14 protein-coding genes are annotated in these 17,352 nt (G+C 32.0%); 3 read left to right on the top strand and 11 right to left on the bottom strand.

What is annotated here, in order from left to right; translation table 11 throughout:
• Nucleotides 1-177 precede the first annotated feature (177 nt).
• Nucleotides 178-5,100: a LamG-like jellyroll fold domain-containing protein gene (locus tag WPG_RS17580; RefSeq protein WP_052471277.1), complete on the top strand. Its 4,923-nt coding sequence runs from the start codon at nucleotides 178-180 to the stop codon at nucleotides 5,098-5,100.
• 96 nt (nucleotides 5,101-5,196) lie between these two features.
• Here WPG_RS17580 and WPG_RS12965 read toward each other — a convergent pair whose 3' ends face one another.
• Both WPG_RS12965 and hisS read right to left on the bottom strand, forming a co-directional pair.
• A complete protein-coding gene (locus tag WPG_RS12965; protein WP_045473446.1) occupies nucleotides 5,197-5,445 on the bottom strand; it encodes a hypothetical protein in 249 nt (82 codons plus the stop codon).
• Between the two features lie 283 nt (nucleotides 5,446-5,728).
• On the bottom strand, nucleotides 5,729-7,099 hold the full coding sequence (gene hisS, locus WPG_RS12960) for a histidine--tRNA ligase (protein ID WP_045473443.1): 1,371 nt from the start codon (nucleotides 7,097-7,099) through the stop codon (nucleotides 5,729-5,731).
• Between the two features lie 134 nt (nucleotides 7,100-7,233).
• Between hisS and WPG_RS12955 the strand changes: the two genes are divergently transcribed.
• The gene (locus WPG_RS12955; RefSeq protein ID WP_045473440.1) at nucleotides 7,234-8,475 is read left to right on the top strand and encodes an ABC transporter permease; all 1,242 of its coding nucleotides are present in this window, start codon (nucleotides 7,234-7,236) and stop codon (nucleotides 8,473-8,475) included.
• Here the strand turns inward: WPG_RS12955 and WPG_RS12950 are convergent, their stop codons facing one another.
• The 5 genes from WPG_RS12950 to rpsF all read right to left on the bottom strand — a co-directional run bounded on the left by WPG_RS12950 (nucleotide 8,476) and on the right by rpsF (nucleotide 11,012).
• Nucleotides 8,476-8,949 (bottom strand): DUF6495 family protein, encoded by a 474-nt coding sequence (locus WPG_RS12950; protein ID WP_045473438.1) that lies wholly within the window; start codon nucleotides 8,947-8,949, stop codon nucleotides 8,476-8,478.
• Between the two features lie 6 nt (nucleotides 8,950-8,955).
• Nucleotides 8,956-9,825 (bottom strand): glycerophosphodiester phosphodiesterase family protein, encoded by an 870-nt coding sequence (locus tag WPG_RS12945; RefSeq protein WP_045473435.1) that lies wholly within the window; start codon nucleotides 9,823-9,825, stop codon nucleotides 8,956-8,958.
• Between the two features lie 63 nt (nucleotides 9,826-9,888).
• Entirely contained in the window at nucleotides 9,889-10,338 is a 450-nt protein-coding gene (rplI, locus tag WPG_RS12940) for a 50S ribosomal protein L9 (RefSeq protein WP_045473432.1), read from the bottom strand.
• A gap of 12 nt (nucleotides 10,339-10,350) precedes the next feature.
• Nucleotides 10,351-10,650, bottom strand: a complete 300-nt coding sequence (gene rpsR, locus WPG_RS12935; RefSeq protein WP_171817208.1) for a 30S ribosomal protein S18 — start codon at nucleotides 10,648-10,650, stop codon at nucleotides 10,351-10,353.
• Nucleotides 10,650-11,012 carry a 30S ribosomal protein S6 gene (gene rpsF / locus WPG_RS12930; protein ID WP_045473425.1) on the bottom strand — a complete coding sequence of 121 codons (363 nt, stop codon included), beginning with the start codon at nucleotides 11,010-11,012 and terminating at the stop codon, nucleotides 10,650-10,652. The genes rpsR and rpsF overlap by 1 nt, the downstream gene beginning before the upstream one ends.
• A gap of 248 nt (nucleotides 11,013-11,260) precedes the next feature.
• Between rpsF and WPG_RS12925 the strand changes: the two genes are divergently transcribed.
• Nucleotides 11,261-11,956, top strand: a complete 696-nt coding sequence (locus WPG_RS12925; protein ID WP_008271090.1) for a LytR/AlgR family response regulator transcription factor — start codon at nucleotides 11,261-11,263, stop codon at nucleotides 11,954-11,956.
• Between the two features lie 85 nt (nucleotides 11,957-12,041).
• On the opposite strand, the gene priA is transcribed toward WPG_RS12925, so the two are convergent.
• The 4 genes from priA to WPG_RS12905 all read right to left on the bottom strand — a co-directional run bounded on the left by priA (nucleotide 12,042) and on the right by WPG_RS12905 (nucleotide 17,314).
• A complete protein-coding gene (gene priA / locus WPG_RS12920; protein WP_045473420.1) occupies nucleotides 12,042-14,495 on the bottom strand; it encodes a primosomal protein N' in 2,454 nt (817 codons plus the stop codon).
• 64 nt (nucleotides 14,496-14,559) lie between these two features.
• Nucleotides 14,560-14,991 (bottom strand): DUF2147 domain-containing protein, encoded by a 432-nt coding sequence (locus WPG_RS12915; protein ID WP_045473417.1) that lies wholly within the window; start codon nucleotides 14,989-14,991, stop codon nucleotides 14,560-14,562.
• A gap of 98 nt (nucleotides 14,992-15,089) precedes the next feature.
• A complete protein-coding gene (locus tag WPG_RS12910) occupies nucleotides 15,090-16,277 on the bottom strand; it encodes a T9SS type A sorting domain-containing protein (protein WP_045473414.1) in 1,188 nt (395 codons plus the stop codon).
• Between the two features lie 8 nt (nucleotides 16,278-16,285).
• Nucleotides 16,286-17,314 (bottom strand): hypothetical protein, encoded by a 1,029-nt coding sequence (locus tag WPG_RS12905; RefSeq protein WP_045473409.1) that lies wholly within the window; start codon nucleotides 17,312-17,314, stop codon nucleotides 16,286-16,288.
• Nucleotides 17,315-17,352 lie beyond the last annotated feature (38 nt).

The raw sequence follows: 17,352 nt of genomic DNA, 5'->3' as shown, positions 1-17,352 counted from the left end.
CGTCGATAAAATTAAACTTTTTATCGATTTTTTATTTTTTTTTATTATGTTTACACCTGATTATGAAGAGTTTGAACATTTTTAAAAAATAACAATAAAGTAAAACACGGTTTTTAAAAACTTAGATAAAGTTTCTAAGTTTATGTATATAATTAGACCCAAATCTAACTTCTGCTTATGTCACATAAAACTACTTTTTACAATAGTATTCTTAACTGTTTATTATTTATAATAAGTGTTTCGTCTTACTCTCAAACCACATTAATTCAAGATAATTTTGATTCTGGATGGGGAAATTGGAATAGTGGTGGTTCAGATACTTTTTTAGTGAACCCTACCCCATTGAATTCATCCCAAGGTGTTAACCTTCAAGATAATTCTGGTAATTCATCAGCAATATACACTAATAACATTAGTCTAACATCATATGGCTCAGCATCTATTGAGTTTGATTATAGAACTAAAAGTTTTTGGTGGGGTTTAGATTTCTTTATTGAATACTCAAGTGATGGTGGAGCAAATTGGTCAGAAATTGGAAGATATAGAAATGTCGTTAATTTTAATAATGATACAAATTATACAGAAACAATAACAATAGACGCAAATAATTACTCGTTTACCACAATAGGAAAATTTAGAATACGATGTGATGCTAATAACGATAATAATGACTTATTTATAGATAATGTCACTATTATAGGTTATCCGCCTTCACCCGAAATTAATTTACAAAGTAATTCATTAGATATAGTAGATGGTGACACTGAGCCATACAATATTGATAATACCGATTATGGTTCTGCCGCACTTGGGACTACAATGACAAGAACATTTACTATTGAGAATAATGGTACTGCAGCACTAAATATTTCAAGTATTACATTATCTAATACAACAGACTATAGTATTACAGGTACTACCTACTCTAGTCCTGTATCAATTTTAGGCTCAACAACATTTTCAATAAGATTCAATTCTTTAACTGTCGGTCAAACAACTACAAATGTGATTATTAATAATGATGACTCTGACGAAAACCCATATAATTTTTTAATTAGCGCAAAAGCTACCGTTAGCTTTTTTGATAGTGATGGTGATGGTGTTTTAGATAATAGAGATATAGATGATGATAATGATGGTATAAAGGATTCTGTAGAAGAACTAGCTTGTAAAAACTCAAACATATCTTTAACTACTAATTACAAATTTTTAAATGAAACCTTTGGTACGGGAAATCGAGCAGAAATAAACACAACATATGATGCAGTTACAACTTATTGTTATGAAGATGGAACAGCAAGTTGCCCAACTTTTGGAGGTATAGACCTTAACGATGGAGAATATACTGTATATTATAAATCTGCTGACGGAGATGGCATTAACGATACACCAAATGAAGAAGTAGCTTCTTGGGCCGATCAGTATTGGTATATTGGGGATGATCATACATCTGGGGATACCGATGGTAGAATGGCAATGTTTAATGCAGCATATGAACCTGGTATTTTTTACACTGCAAGTATAACTGGTGCCTTACCTAATATTCCAGTGACCTATAGTTTTTGGGTGATTAATCTGGATACATCTGACGCACCCGGAATAGCAACACGATTGAGACCCAATATTCTTGTAGAGTTTAGAGATGTAGATGATAATATATTAGCCTCAATAACAACTGGTGACATTGCTCCAACTACAGCCGAGAAAACTACTGGAGATTGGTATAATTTTACGGCAGACCTAATATTCCCTGTTAGTGAATTTAATGTATACTTCTATAATAATCAAACTGGTGGTGCTGGAAATGATTTAGCTATAGATGATATAGATATTACTCAAACTCTTTGTGATACCGATAGCGATGGTGTCGCAGATGTTTTTGATTTAGATAGTGATAATGATGGTATTCCAGATATTGTTGAGGCTGGATTTGGTTCAGTAAGTAATGGTAAAGGTAAGATTGACACCTTCTATGATTCTAATGGAAATGGTATGCATGATGCCTTCGAAGGTTTAACAATATTAGATTCGGACGATGATGGAACTCCCAATTTTATTGACTTAGATAGTGATAATGACACAATTTTTGATGTAGATGAATCTGGTGCTGGAAATACTGCTGACTCAAATTATGAAAATGGTGATGGTGATATAGATGGTGATGGTGTTGGTGATGGACTTGATACAGATGCTGTGAGAGAAAAAGATTTCAACTCGGATGGAAACTCAGAATATTTTACTGACGGTATTTTAGATATATTTGATTATTTTAATGGAAGTACTATAGCTACTGCATATGGAAATTCTAATCAAGGTAATGAATATACTTACTTTCTTTTAGATTCAGACAACGATGGTAAACCAGACTATATAGATATATATAATAATAGCAATAGTACTTATGATATATCTAATACTTTATATGCAAATCTTGACACTAATAATGATGGTAAGATAGATGACACAAATGATGTAGATAGAGATGGTATATTAGACCTATTTGATACAGATGAGTCTGTTTTTGGATCACCAAGAAACATTGATCATAAACTTCAATTATTTTTTGATGGTCGTAACGATTATGTCCAGGATGTTTCAATTTCAAGTGGATGGTCCGAAATTTCATTGATGGGATGGATAAAAATAGATCCATCGGCATCTGGTACTAAAGTCTTATTTGGGCAAGAAAATTTTTACTTACGTTTAAATAATAGTAATCAACTTTATTTATTTGCAAGCGGTACTACACTTACTAATAGTGCTTCTCTAGCTACGAATCAATGGATTCACATTGCTGCTACATATAGTGCCTCTGATGGATCTATTGTTCTGTATATAAATGGTGAAGAAATAGTAGAAAAGTCTAAAACTGGAGCTCTAAATACAGAAAATAGTTTATTTACAATTAGCCGAAGCGCTAATAATTCGGAATATTTTTTTAAAGGTTATATTGACGAGGTAAGATTATTCGATAAAGCATTAACTGAGGATGAATTACAAAAAATAGTTTATCAAGAGATAGAAAATAATGGTAACATAAAGGGGTCTATAATACCTCGAGATATTTCAACATTATCATGGTCTAATCTTATAAGATATTACCGCTTAGACGGATTTAAAGGAGATATTACTGACGACCTCACAACACCAACTGTTGATATTGATTCTGGGGCCAAATTATATAATATTAAAACCATTACTTACCAATCTGCTCCTATGCCATTCATCTCACAACAAGGTAATACAGATTTAGCAATTGCCATAAGTAAGACTGAAGACGGAGTTAACGGAAATGATGCTGTAAATTATGATTGGTCCATAGTTCATGTACAGCATGATGATATCACTTTTAACAATACTCAAAGACATTTAGGTTTATTTATTGATGAAGAAGACTCTTCATCTAACCCAATTGAATATCATATCACTGATGATTCAGAATTAAATATATCATGGTATCTAAAACTAGATGGTTTTATCGATTTAGAAGGAGAATCACAACTCATACAAGGAGATGATAGTATGCTAGACCCTACTAGTAAAGGTAAGATTGAACGCGATCAACAAGGCACTTCAGATACATACACCTATAATTACTGGTCTTCACCGGTTGGTATAACCAACAATTCAAGTAATAATAATGATTATTCATTAAGGAGTGTTTTAATGGATGGTACAAATCCCGAAAATCCTCAGTCAATCAATTTTGTTTCTGGCTATGACGGAACAAATTCCAGTCCTATCGGAATAGCAAAATATTGGATCTGGAAATTTGATAATTATCAAAATGACGACTATGCCTCGTGGCAACATGTTCAAAGTATAGGTACTTTAAGTGCGGGAGAAGGTTATACAATGAAAGGGCCTGGAACAGGAGCCATATTAGATAACCAAAACTATACGTTTGTTGGTAAACCAAATAATGGTGATATTGAGTTAACACTAAGCGCTGGCAATAGCTATTTAGTCGGAAACCCATATCCATCTGCAATAGATGCACAACAATTTATTATTGACAATGGTGGTATTTTAAATTATGATCCTAATGTAACTGATCCTGAATCACCTGCAGACACAACACCTTTAATAAGTGGTACCTTATATTTCTGGGAGCATTGGGGAGGAGGTTCACATATTTTATCTGAATATCAAGGAGGCTATGCAATTTACAATTTCTCTGGTGCTGTAGCTGCTCCATCTTACGGAACGAATGACCCAGACGTAGCTACTGGTGGATCACCAACCAAATTACCAGGACGATATATACCAGTAGGCCAAGGTTTCTTTGTCATTGGTGATAACACAGGGACGTTGAAATTTAGTAATAATCAACGTATTTTTGTAAAAGAAGGAAGTAGTAATTCAGTGTTTACAAGATCTACTCAAACTAATAACACCTTGGATGTAACTCAAGATGATATTAGGATGAAGTTTAGATTAGGCTTTAACTCCGTGGGCACTATACACAGACAAATATTATTAACTATAGACGAACAATACGCTACATCATCTATAGATAGAGGATTCGATGCTATTATTTTTGATGATCTTATAGATGATATGTATTGGATGATTGAAGGTGAGAAATTTTCAATTCAAGGTTATGGATCAATAGATGAGAACACTGTTATACCAATTGGTCTTCACACAGCACAAAATGGAATTAATGAAATTATAATTGATGATTTAGAGAATATACCCGACGATTTGAGTATTTATTTACATGACAATGTATTAGATATTTATCATAATTTAAGACAATCAAGCTACCAAATAGATTTAAATGCAGGTAATTATTTAAATCGATTTGCTATGACATTCAAGGTGCCTGAAACCTTATCTAATAATGAAATTGGAATTGAGGATTTAAAATTCTTTCATGCAGTTAATAGAAATAATGTAGTGATTCTAAATCCTAAATCAATTGAGTTAAAAGAACTTCAACTTTTTAATATTAACGGGCAATCAATTTACAGCAATAAAAAAATGAGATCAAACACCTATGATGAATATAATATGCCAAAGCTTAGCACTGGAATTTATATTATAAAACTTCTTACAGTTAAAGGTGAAATCTCAAAAAAGATAATAATTAAATAAAGTTTTAGTTTTTTATTAGTTAGTTTTAGTTAGTGTTTAGAAAGTTCCTGATTCTACCAGGACTTTCTTATTTATTAACATACGAAGATTAAATTTTTAACACATCTTTACCGTCTTCACTTTAATGTTTAAGCTCTTTCGGTAAGATTTAATACTTATAATTTCGTTATTCTTTTTTCTATTTATTCTTAACACCTTTGCTTTTGTCTTTAAAGACACCGAAGCCTTAGTTTCTTTTTTAACTTCAGTTTTATCAACAGTATTAGTAGAAGCTATTTCAGTTTGTGCGCAAGAGATAGTAGTTGCAATTAGTAAAACGATTATTGAGGCTATTAATTTTTTCATTATTATAAAGTTTACAATTTAACTTCGAGACAAATAAACAACCAAAACCAATAGTGCTTTGTATTATTTAGATAAACAATCGAATTAATAGATAAGTGGAAAATGAGAGTAAAAAACATCGTCAAGACACACAAAATCGTCTTGTATCCTAGTAAAATCAAGGTTTTTAGCGATGAAATTCAAAAAGTAACCGTTAAAGAGAAATTAGATAAGTAAATTCAATACTTTAAAAGCATAAAAAGATATGCTATTATATAGAGTTGAGTAAAAATCTAGAGTTGCATTATTTTAAGGCATCTAAAAGTTCAAAATAAGATAACTTCTGCTGCTCTCCAGACTTCATGTTTTTTAAAGTAAAGCTTTCTGCTGCTAATTCTTCTTCGCCAACCAAAACCACAAAAGGAATTTGTCTTCTATTAGCATAGTTCATTTGCCTTTTCATTTTGGCAGCGTCCGGATATAGTTCAGCTTTCACTCCAGATTGTCTTAATTTCGTTACCGCCTGTAAACATGCCATAGCTTCTTTCTCACCAAAATTAATAAACAACACTTTGGTTGCATCAGTAACTGTATTTGGAAAAAGTCCTAGATCTTCTAATACTAAATAAATACGATCCAAACCAAAGCTAATACCTACTCCACTCATATTTTTAAGACCAAAGATCCCTGTAAGATCGTCATAACGACCTCCTCCACCTATAGAACCCATTTTTACACCTTCTGGTGCAGAAACTTCGAAAATTGCACCTGTGTAATAGTTTAATCCGCGTGCAAGGGTTACATCGAGTTGTAGGTCTGCTGTTCTTAATCCGAGATTATAAATTGCTGTATTTATAAATTCTAACTCTTCAATTCCTTTTAGGCCAATTTCAGAATGACTTAAAATAGATTTTAAACTTTCTATTTGATTTCCAAAATCACCTTGTAAAATAAATAAAGGTTGTAGCTTAGATATACCATCTTCAGAAATACCTTTGCTACGCATTTCGTCTTTTACTTTCTCCTCCCCTATTTTATCGAGTTTATCTAAAGCAACCGTAAAATCAATCAATTTATCTTGGGCACCAATTACCTCAGCAATACCAGATAAAATTTTACGATTATTTATTTTAATAGTAACACCTTCTAATTGTAAAGTAGTAAATACAGCATCATATAACTGTATAAACTCAACTTCTTGTAATAAAGATTTAGAACCAACCACATCAGCATCGCATTGATAGAACTCTCTAAAACGACCTTTCTGCGGACGATCTGCTCTCCAAACTGGTTGTAATTGATAACGTTTAAACGGGAATTCTATCTCATTTTGGTGTTGTACTACATAACGTGCAAAAGGTACTGTTAAGTCGTAGCGTAATGCCTTCTCTGAAATATTAGAGGTGATTTTACTTTCAGATTTAGAATTATAGTCTTCTTCAGAAATTTTCTTTAAATAATCACCACTATTCAAAATCTTAAAAATCAAGCGATCACCTTCATCACCATATTTACCCATTAAGGTCTCAGAGTTTTCAAAACTTGGTGTTTCTATTGGCTGAAACCCAAATACCTTAAACTGCTCCTTAATCGTTTGCATGATAAAAGAACGTTTTGCAACAACGTCTGCATTAAAATCTCTAGTGCCTTTAGGTATACTTGGTTTTTGACCCATCTTAATCGAATGATTTGTCACAAAAATATTATAATTTTTAGAGGCAAAGCCAAGATATTTTGATTTTATAGTAACTTTATGGTGTTTAAGTAGTCTTATTATTTTAAACAACCCAACTAACTTTAAATAAAACTATGTTTTCACTAGCTAGAGAGAATATTAAAATTGCTTTTGGTTCTATTAAAAGTCAATTGCTTAGAACTATTTTAACCGTTTTAATTATTGCTATTGGTATTATGGCTTTGGTTGGTATTCTAAGTGGTGTTTCTGCTTTAGAAAATACCATTTCAAGCAATTTCTCTTCAATGGGCTCTAATACATTTAATATTCAACGTTATGAGTTTAGAGTACAACGTGGTAGTAGTAGAGAACGTCAAAAAATAAATCCTGTAATCAATTACAGAAATATAAAAGACTTTGAAGATACCTATGATTATCCATTTACTAAAGTTGGTATTTCTTTTTACGGAACAGCTGCTGCAGAAGTAAAATATCAAAACGCAAAGACAGATCCAGAAGTTGCAGTCATTGGTTCTAATGAAAATTTTATTGAGAATTCTGGCTTAGAAATTGAAAACGGACGCTCCTTAAACATTTTTGATATTGGTAATAGTAATGCTGTTTGTGTCATTGGTAGTGATTTACAAAAGGCCCTATTCCCAGAAGACAATCCAATTGATAAAACCATAAGTGTTAGAGGGTCTAAATTTAAAGTTATTGGAGTCCTAAAAGAAAAGGGATCTACTTTTGGAAATAATCAAGATTTAAGGGTTATTATGCCGATTCAAAAAGCACGATCTATTTTTACAAATGCAAATATCAATTATGCCTTGAGTGTTAAAGTTGATAAAAAAGACATGTTAGAAGGTGCTCAGGAAGATGCTATTTTAACCTTTAGAAATATTAGAGGCTTAAATCCTGTTGAAAATAGTGATTTTGGTATTGAGCGTAGTGATGATCTATTAAATCGTGTAGCACAAAATACAGCGGCACTTTATATTGCTGCCTGGATAATAAGTATTATCACCATTTTTGGATCAACTATTGCTTTAATGAATATAATGCTTGTTTCTGTCAGTGAACGTACTAGAGAAATTGGAGTACGTAAAGCTTTAGGTGCTAAGCGAAAAACAATAGCTTTTCAGTTTTTTATGGAAACTGTGATTATTGGACAATTAGGTGGTATTTTAGGTATAATGCTAGGAATTTTAATTGGCTGGGCAGTTTCAAACCAGTTTGATCTTACATTTTCTACACCATGGGTGGCGATGATATGGGCTACAAGTATTGCTTTTATAGTTGCTGTAATCTCTGGTTTGTATCCAGCAGTAAAAGCTGCAAGGTTAGACCCTATTGAGTCTTTACGTTACGAGTAATTATTGTCCGATTAACTTTTCAAAATATTGAAATAACTCACCTTTAGTGATATTGGCTCCTGACTGAATCATTTTAAAAATATCTAAATGTTTATCTTCAGAATAAGGCTTATTTGCATTAAAGAATTCGATATCATCTGATAACAGATTATCCCTTAGCCATTGAAAGCCAACTTTAGTTGTAAAATCAATTTCTTCTTTATCAATTTTTAAAGCAATCAATCGCATTTGCTTTTCATTACATTTAAACAAATGAATTTGTTGTGGAGAAATATGCTCTAAATATTGGACCTTACTTAAAACCCCCAACCAAACTAAATCACTAAATACATCTAATTCTTGTTCTGCAACTTCGGGTTTGTTTGCTTTTATGTCATTCCACTCATCAGCAGTAATAGACTGCGTTGCTAAAAAATTGATGAATTCTTGGTGTAATTCTTCAAACTGCTCTTTTGTTAATCTTGTATATTTCATCTTCAATTAATTAGTCGCTATATAAGCTTCAAAAGGTCTATCTGTTGCTAAAATATCTATTCCTTTATTTTTCCAAGTTGTATAGAGTTGATTTCCTCGTGCTTCGGCTTGCCTATCTAAGTTTCCTAAGGTACCAAGCATACAAACTATATCTGCATCATGTAATCGTTTATAAAGAGACACATTAGATAATCGTGTTCCTGTAAAAGCTAACATATTTTCTGTAGGGATATTAGTTTCTAGCAAACGATCAAACTCTTTATGATTTCTCGTAGAAACTGATAATAGCATATCTGGAGCATGTTTATAAGCTAATTCTGCTTGTGCAACATTATAAGTAATGATGATACAATTATCTGCTGCATTAGCTTTTCTAATAACTTCAATAACTCTCTCTATGCTTACACTTCTTTTAATATCTACTGTAAGGATGATATTATTAGCCTCACACCATTTTAAAACTTCAGAAAACAGAGGAGCTTTAAAATTAGTAGCATATCCGTAATCATCTTGTAAATTAAATTTTCTAAGCTCGCTATAAGTCAAATTCTTAACTAATCCACTTCCATTGGTTGTTCTTTCAATAGAATTATCATGCATTAAAACTAATTTACTATCTTTGGTTTGTGCTATATCAACTTCGTATACCGCAGAAATACTATCGCTAATATATTGTAAAGTTTCTAGACAATTCTCAGGATAATTTTTTAAGCCTTTTCCGCCACGATGTACACTAATATTAGGATAGTTAGTATTTGAAGCTTTAAAAACTTCAATTAACTTAGACGTATTGTTAGTTTTAATTTCATCATTAGATTTAGATTGTTTACAACCTAAAAAGCTTATCAATAAAAAAAATAAAAGAATTCGTTTCATAAATTATAGAATAAAAAAACCGCTTAGAAAACTAAACGGTTTTAATTTATTTAATAAAAGAGCTTATGCTTCTGCTACTACCTCAAATGGTAAGTCTACAGTAACTTCTCTGTGTAATCTAATTACAGCATTGTATTTACCTAAACGCTTTACACTACCACCAATTACATTGATGAATTTTTTGTCAATTTCTTGACCTTCTTTTTGTAAAGCTGCAGCTAAATCAATATTGTTTACTGAACCAAAAAGTTTACTGCCGGCACCTACTTTAGAAGCAATCTTAACTTCTAAACCAGCTAATGCTTCAGCAACACTCTTAGCTTCATCTATTATTTTCTTGTCTTTAAAAGCACGTTGCTTTAAAGTTTCAGCTAAAACTTTCTTTGCAGAAATTGTAGCTAGTATCGCTTTTCCGTTAGGAATTAAAAAGTTTCTACCATAACCGTTCTTAACAGATACAATATCGTCTTTAAATCCTAAGTTTTCAACGTCTTGTTTTAATATAAGTTCCATCGTTATGATATTTTATTTTAATAAATCAGCAACATATGGCATTAAAGCTAAATGTCTAGCTCTTTTTACTGCCACAGATACTTTTCTTTGATACTTTAAAGACGTCCCTGTTAAACGTCTTGGCAATAATTTACCTTGCTCATTTACAAAGCCCATTAACCAATCAGCGTCTTTATAATCTACATACTTAATACCAGATTTCTTAAAACGGCAATACTTCTTTTGTTTAGAAGTCTCTATGTTCAAAGGAGTAAGATATCTAATCTCCCCGTCCTTTTTTCCTTTTGCTTGTTGTTCTATTGATGACATAATTACGCTTTTGCTTTTGCTTTTGCTTTTGCTTTAACTTTCATTTTTTCTCTTCTTCTCTCAGCCCATGAAATCGCATGTTTGTCTAATTTCACAGTCAAGTAACGCATAAAACGCTCATCACGCCTAAACTCTACTTCTAAAGGTTCAATTGCTTCACCAGCAACAGTGTACTCGAATAAGTGATAAAAACCACTCTTTTTGTTTTGGATTGGATAAGCCAGCTTTTTTAAGCCCCAATCTTCTTTGGCTATCATCTTAGCACCTTTAGAAACGAGGAAATCCTCATATTTCTTAACTGTCTCCTTTATCTGATCGTCAGATAAAACGGGATTTAAGATGAAAACAGTTTCATAATGATTCATAATAATTTATTTTGTTTATTGTTAAAACGGGTGCAAAAATAAGAATTTATTCTATTTCTGACAACGTTTTTACAGGTAAAGTTTTCTATTTAATAAATCTATGTTCGGCAACGTTTACGAATACAATACTTCAGTGGGTATATTCACAATAGATTTTCTTAAATATTACACTTTGTCGGTAAAATTTGTTTTTTAACCGAAATTATTGTACTATTGTCGATATCTTAACCTAATAAAATATTAATGTTATGACTTTAAACTGTGTAGTTGTTGATGATTCTGCGATTCAGCGCCTCTCTATAGTGAAGTTAATCGAGAATCATTCTTCGCTTAACCTTATTGCAGAGTACAGCAGTGCGTTAGAAACGAAAAACGGTCTTAATACACACAAGGTGGATCTTATCTTTTTAGATATAGAGATGCCTGTATTGAACGGATTTGAACTCTTAGATGTACTCAACAACAAACCCCAAATTATTTTTGTTACAGGTAAAACCGAATATGCTTTTAAAGCATTTAATTACGATGCTACCGACTACCTTCAAAAACCAATCACAAAAGAACGATTTAATACTGCCGTAGAGAAAGCTATTGAGCAGCATAAATTAAAATTAGACTTTAACGAGACTGATGGCGAGCACATCTTTGTTAAGAGTAACCTTAAAAAACGTAAAGTTTATATTAAGGATATTAAGTGGATTGAAGCTCTAGGCGATTATGTAAAAGTCGTAACAGAAGAAAATAGTCTAGTGGTACTATCTACTATGAAAGCTTTTGAACAGGAATTGCCTGAAGGTAAATTTTTAAGAATTCATAAATCTTATATTGTGAATTTAGATAAAATTGACCGCTTTAACAGTAAAAACGTTGAAGTAGGTGCATATGAGATTCCATTGAGTCGAAATAAAAAGACGCAATTGGTAGATGCTTTAAATAATATGTAGAACATTACCTCTATTATTTATCCGCAGAATATCTCAATGCATATTGACATATATTAATCTCGTTGGAAACAACGGGATTTTTTTATTAGTAATTATCTACATTAAGCACCACTCTCACCGATCTAAATTCTTTAATCGCATTAAAACTATTATCAATTTTAACAATAGCTTCTTTCGTTTTAGCCAACGATTGATTTTGAGGAATCTTAATTAAGATATTTTTATTGAATAAATTTCTAATTCTCGATACTGGCGGATATTCTGGTCCTAAAACATTAGATTTAAAAACCTGTCGTAACGATTTTGCATACCAGTCTGCTGCTAAATTAACACGATTATAATCTTTGTGTTTAAAGGTTACTTTAATAAGCCTGTAGATTGGTGGATACTTATAATTATAGCGATCATTCATTTGCTCAGTATACATTTCTTTAAAAGAATTTGTAGAGACTTGCTGTAAAATATTATGATGCGGATTATAGGTTTGTATTAAAACTTTACCACGTAAATCAGTACGTCCTGCCCTGCCCGAAACCTGAGTCATTAATTGATAACTACGTTCGTGTGCTCTAAAGTCTGGGAAGTTGAGTAAATTATCTGCATTCATAATACCTACTAACTTTACATGTCTAAAATCTAAACCTTTAGTTAGCATTTGTGTGCCTACAAGAATATCAACTTCACGTTGCTCAAAACTGTTAATAATTTTTTCAAAACCATATTTACCTCTGGTAGTATCTAAATCCATACGTGCAACTTTCTTCTTTGGAAAAAGTAATTTCACCTCTTCTTGTATCTGTTCAGTACCAAATCCTTTAGTATCTAATGTTGTATTTCCACATGCCTGACAACTTTTCAGCATAACAGAATTGTAACCACAATAATGACAACGTAGCTGATTTCTATATTGATGATAGGTTAAACTTACATCGCAATTAGGACATTGTGGAGAGGTTCCACAAGTTGTACATTCTATAATAGGAGAAAACCCTCTTCTATTTTGAAATAATATAATTTGAAATCCTTGATCAAGCGTTTCGGTCATTTCTTCTGTAAGTCGATCCGAAAAATGACCCTTCATGCGTTTACGCTTGTATTTATCGGCCAAATCCACTAATTCAATATCTGGCATTAATACATTATTATAACGTGTATTCAATTCAACCAAACCGTATTTCCCTTGGTTGGCATTGAAGTAGCTTTCTAAACTCGGTGTAGCAGAACCTAAAAGTGTTTTCGCGTTATGTAAACTAGCCAATACAATAGCCGCATCTCTGGCATGATACCGTGGTGCTGGGTCGAATTGTTTGTAAGACTGCTCGTGTTCTTCATCAACAATAATTAAACCTAAATTATGGAATGGTAATAATAAGGATGAACGCGCACCAATAATCACTTGAGCTTTATCTGAATTGCCCAACATGTTCTGCCACACTTCTACCCTTTCATTACCAGAGTATCTGCTATGAAATACGGCTACTTTATCACCAAAATAATCTTGTAAACGCTGAACCAATTGTGTTGTTAAAGCAATTTCTGGTAATAAATACAACACTTGTTTACCTACGGAGAGTTGTTTTTTAATTAATTGTACATAAATTTCGGTTTTACCAGAAGAGGTCACACCATGCAACAACGTTACAGACTTAGTCTCAAAAGATGCTTCAATGTCATTAAAAGCAAACTGTTGGGCTTCGTTTAATATTTTAGCATTTGCATCACCTTCACCCTCAAATTGAACTCTATCAGTTCTAATATGGTATTCTTCTAGTATATTTTTATCAATTAAAGCCTTTATTATTGAGGCAGAAGTCCCACTCTGTTTTACTAAATCTGAAACTTTTATTGGTATATTTTTGGAAGCTTCTAGAGTAAATAAGGTTAAAATGACCTCACGTTGTTTTGGCGCTCTATTCAATAACCCTAACAATTCTTGAAGCTTTGCTTCAGATTTGTGATGTTCATGAAGTTTTACATAACGCACCAACTTTGGCTGATACTTTTCATAAAGTTCTTCTTGCAACTGCAATACGCCTTTCTCCACTAAACCATTAATTACAGGAAATACACGCTTTTTATCTAATATAGAAACTACATCTTGAATCTTCAATGAGGATTGATATTGTAATGCCTCATAAATTAAAAATTCATCATCCTTTAATTCGGAATCTTTGATATTGGCCTTATCATTCTTAGAAATAATAGTTTCACTTTCTAAGATAAAAGCATTTGGCATTGCGGCACGCATTACTTCACCTAAGCTACACATATAGTATCTGGCAATCCATTCCCAATGTTTTAGTTGAATATCTTCAACAACTGGTTCATCATCCAAAATCTGATGGATGGTTTTGGCTTCATATGCTACTGGTGGATTATTATGAACTTTATAAGCTAAAGCTGTATAAATCTTACTCTTTCCAAAGGGTACCGCAACACGCATTCCTGTTTTTAGGAATTTTACTTCAGCTTCTGTTATATGATACGTAAATGCTTTTTGAAGCGGAATAGGTAATATGACGTCTAGGAAATAGTTCAAACTTTAGGATTACTAATACTAGCACGAAGATAAATTAATCCTAAGGAAATTAAAGCTTAGCTTTTTAATCTTTTACAATACGCTTCCAATACTGTGTTTTAAAGAAAAAGGCTAAATAACCCCTTACTTGTAAGGTATTAGTGTCTTCTTCGAGTTTTAATCGGCATTTGTAAATTTTACCATTATCTGGGTTTAAAATGGTTCCTCCCTCATAGATGTCATGATCCTTTTCTAATTCACTTATAATAACCATTCCGATAACGGGTTGATTCTTATTTTCTCCATCACACTTGCTACAAAGTGATGTTTTCTTTTTTGGATTAAGTATATCAACGATTTTTCCATAAATCTTATCATTCTCTTCGTAAATTTCAACTATAGATCTTGCCTTGCCTGTTTCATCATCTATAGTCTTCCATTTACCAATTACAGATTGTGCCTTGAGGTTAGAAAAGGAAAAACAGACTAACAATAAGATAGATGTATTTTTAATCATAATGGTAGCATTTGGATGTTAAATATATGAATGTAATTGATTTATACAAAAAAACCATCTCGATTTGAGATGGTCTTTAACTAACACTAAAATTACAACTACTGTTTTACAATCTTAAAGCTTGCATTTTCTCCTTCTGTTGTAGATAAACTTAAAATATAAATCCCGCTCTGAAGATGATCTAAATTTATATGTCTTAAATCATTAGTTGTGTTGTAAACTACTTTACCTGTCATATCATAAATAGAAATATTTTCAATAACTACTTGTTTGGATATTTCTAGTTCAATTGAACTCACGAATGGATTCGGATTTATACTAGCAGAATTAAACAAATTGTCTATATCACCTAAATCTGGATCTATTATAAAAATCTCACAATCATAAAGCGACCAACTACCATCCATATTTTGTACTCTAACACAGAATAAATGACTTCCTATCGCTAGACCTGAAGTATTGACACTAATCATTTGGCTAGGGTTAGTAATACTAAAATTTGTATTATTCCCAATACCCAGATCTTCATCTATAAAATACTCTGCAGAAATCACATCAGAAGGCACCTCATCAAACGCACCAATATAAATAACTTGACTATCGTACAACGACCAAGTTCCATCGGTATCCTGAGCTTGGATATAAAAATTATGAAAACCTTCGTCTAAACCTGTTGTTGCTAGTGAATAAGATTGAGATATATTAGGCGCCGATGTGTCTATTGGTAGATTTATTGGCGTTTCGTTATTGAAAAAATATCTAGCAGCTACGATATCTTCTCCTGATGGAAATGCAGAAACATAAAATACTTTTCTGTCATAAAGGCTCCAGGTACCATCTGTATCTTGGGTCTGTATATACAAATCATGGAACCCTTCACTTAAACTCCCAATAGGAATAGAATAAGTTTCTGTAATTTGATTAGCTGTAGGATTTACAGTTAAATCTAAAGGGTTTCCACTGTCTATAAAATATCTAGCAGCCACTATATCTTGTCCTGTCGGAAAAGAATTAATGTAAATAGTTGACCTATCATAATGGCTCCATACACCATTACCACCATCAGCTGCTTGGTCAAAAACCCGAATGTATAAATCATGAAATCCATCGCTTAAACCAGCTGTTGAGATTGTGTAATTCTCATTTTGCTGATTTACTGTTACTATAGTGTTGCTTCCAAATCCATTATCGCTGTCATCAAAATAGTATTCTGCCGAAGTAATATTTTGAGCACTAACAAGATTAATTGCAAAACAACACCATGCTATTATTACAAATTTTCTCATAACTGTTTTTAGTTTGAGTTAGATTGTATGGTTACCTCAACGTTTCCACCAGGAGCAACTTGAGACGTAATTGCTGTAATAGTAACTGTAGGGATACCTGCTGTAAATCCGAAATTATTGAACACAAAAGCCGAGTTTGTGCTATAAATTCCTATATCATCACCTGCAACTCCTGTTCCTAGAGCTGGAGATCCAGCTTGTAAATTATAATCATCTTCTAAAGCATCAAATTCATCATCATCTGCACTTACAAATAAAGGGTTTGTATCATTTATATTGTTTGTTCCACTTAAGTCTATAACACCGTTAAGATCATTATAAGATAAACAGTTTTGAAAAACAACACCATCTCTATTAGGGTTAAAAATTGAATTGGATGATGTAAAAAATATACTATCCTCTACTTCTAAATCACCAGTGTCATCATCAACATTTGTAACAAAGGCTCCATTTAGAAAAATGTTATTTTCGATAGTAACAAAATCGTGATAAAAAACATTTATATCGTCTTTTATAATATTCTGTGAAATAATTGCATTCGTATATTTAGTCCAGGACGCTGAGTTTGTACCTATTTGATCTAGAACATTTCCTCTTATAATCATATTACTTACTAAAGCATCGCCTCCAAAATAAATTTCACTACCATTGTCAAAAAAATTATTTTCGATGATCAAATCTGTAATCATTGTACTATCGTTATTAATGTCAATATCGTTTGTAAAGTGAATACCAGTAAGTTTAACATTAGATGCATTATCTAATAAATTTACTTCATCAATCATTGTTTCCTTATCGGCATCACTATGAGAAAAGCCAACTATAGTTAGAGGTTTATCTATAATAATGTCACCATAAGTATTCTCAGAAGCATGAACATATAATATATCTCCATTTGCTGCTGAATTGATAGCACTTTGCAAATCGCCATGATCCGCATCTGCGCCAGTAGAATTATCTACGGTAATTGTAGTTTGGGCATTAATAAAAATTGATGTTAATAATAACATTAAACTGAGTGTTGTAATTTTTTTCATGATTTTAGATTTTTTATGATTTTAATTAATAGCTATGT

The sequence above is a fragment of the Winogradskyella sp. PG-2 genome (genome assembly GCF_000828715.1).
Lineage (GTDB): Bacteria > Bacteroidota > Bacteroidia > Flavobacteriales > Flavobacteriaceae > Winogradskyella.
This window is presented reverse-complemented; position numbering and strand designations above follow the sequence as displayed.

What these genes read in the sequence shown, in the direction of transcription:
- WPG_RS17580 (WP_052471277.1), top strand. Translation starts at nt 178, where the DNA reads ATGTCACATAAAACTACTTTTTACAATAGTATTCTTAACTGTTTATTA.
- WPG_RS12965 (WP_045473446.1), bottom strand. Translation starts at nt 5,445, where the DNA reads ATGAAAAAATTAATAGCCTCAATAATCGTTTTACTAATTGCAACTACT.
- hisS (WP_045473443.1), bottom strand. Translation starts at nt 7,099, where the DNA reads ATGGGTCAAAAACCAAGTATACCTAAAGGCACTAGAGATTTTAATGCA.
- WPG_RS12955 (WP_045473440.1), top strand. Translation starts at nt 7,234, where the DNA reads ATGTTTTCACTAGCTAGAGAGAATATTAAAATTGCTTTTGGTTCTATT.
- WPG_RS12950 (WP_045473438.1), bottom strand. Translation starts at nt 8,949, where the DNA reads ATGAAATATACAAGATTAACAAAAGAGCAGTTTGAAGAATTACACCAA.
- WPG_RS12945 (WP_045473435.1), bottom strand. Translation starts at nt 9,825, where the DNA reads ATGAAACGAATTCTTTTATTTTTTTTATTGATAAGCTTTTTAGGTTGT.
- rplI (WP_045473432.1), bottom strand. Translation starts at nt 10,338, where the DNA reads ATGGAACTTATATTAAAACAAGACGTTGAAAACTTAGGATTTAAAGAC.
- rpsF (WP_045473425.1), bottom strand. Translation starts at nt 11,012, where the DNA reads ATGAATCATTATGAAACTGTTTTCATCTTAAATCCCGTTTTATCTGAC.
- WPG_RS12925 (WP_008271090.1), top strand. Translation starts at nt 11,261, where the DNA reads ATGACTTTAAACTGTGTAGTTGTTGATGATTCTGCGATTCAGCGCCTC.
- WPG_RS12915 (WP_045473417.1), bottom strand. Translation starts at nt 14,991, where the DNA reads ATGATTAAAAATACATCTATCTTATTGTTAGTCTGTTTTTCCTTTTCT.
- WPG_RS12910 (WP_045473414.1), bottom strand. Translation starts at nt 16,277, where the DNA reads ATGAGAAAATTTGTAATAATAGCATGGTGTTGTTTTGCAATTAATCTT.
- WPG_RS12905 (WP_045473409.1), bottom strand. Translation starts at nt 17,314, where the DNA reads ATGAAAAAAATTACAACACTCAGTTTAATGTTATTATTAACATCAATT.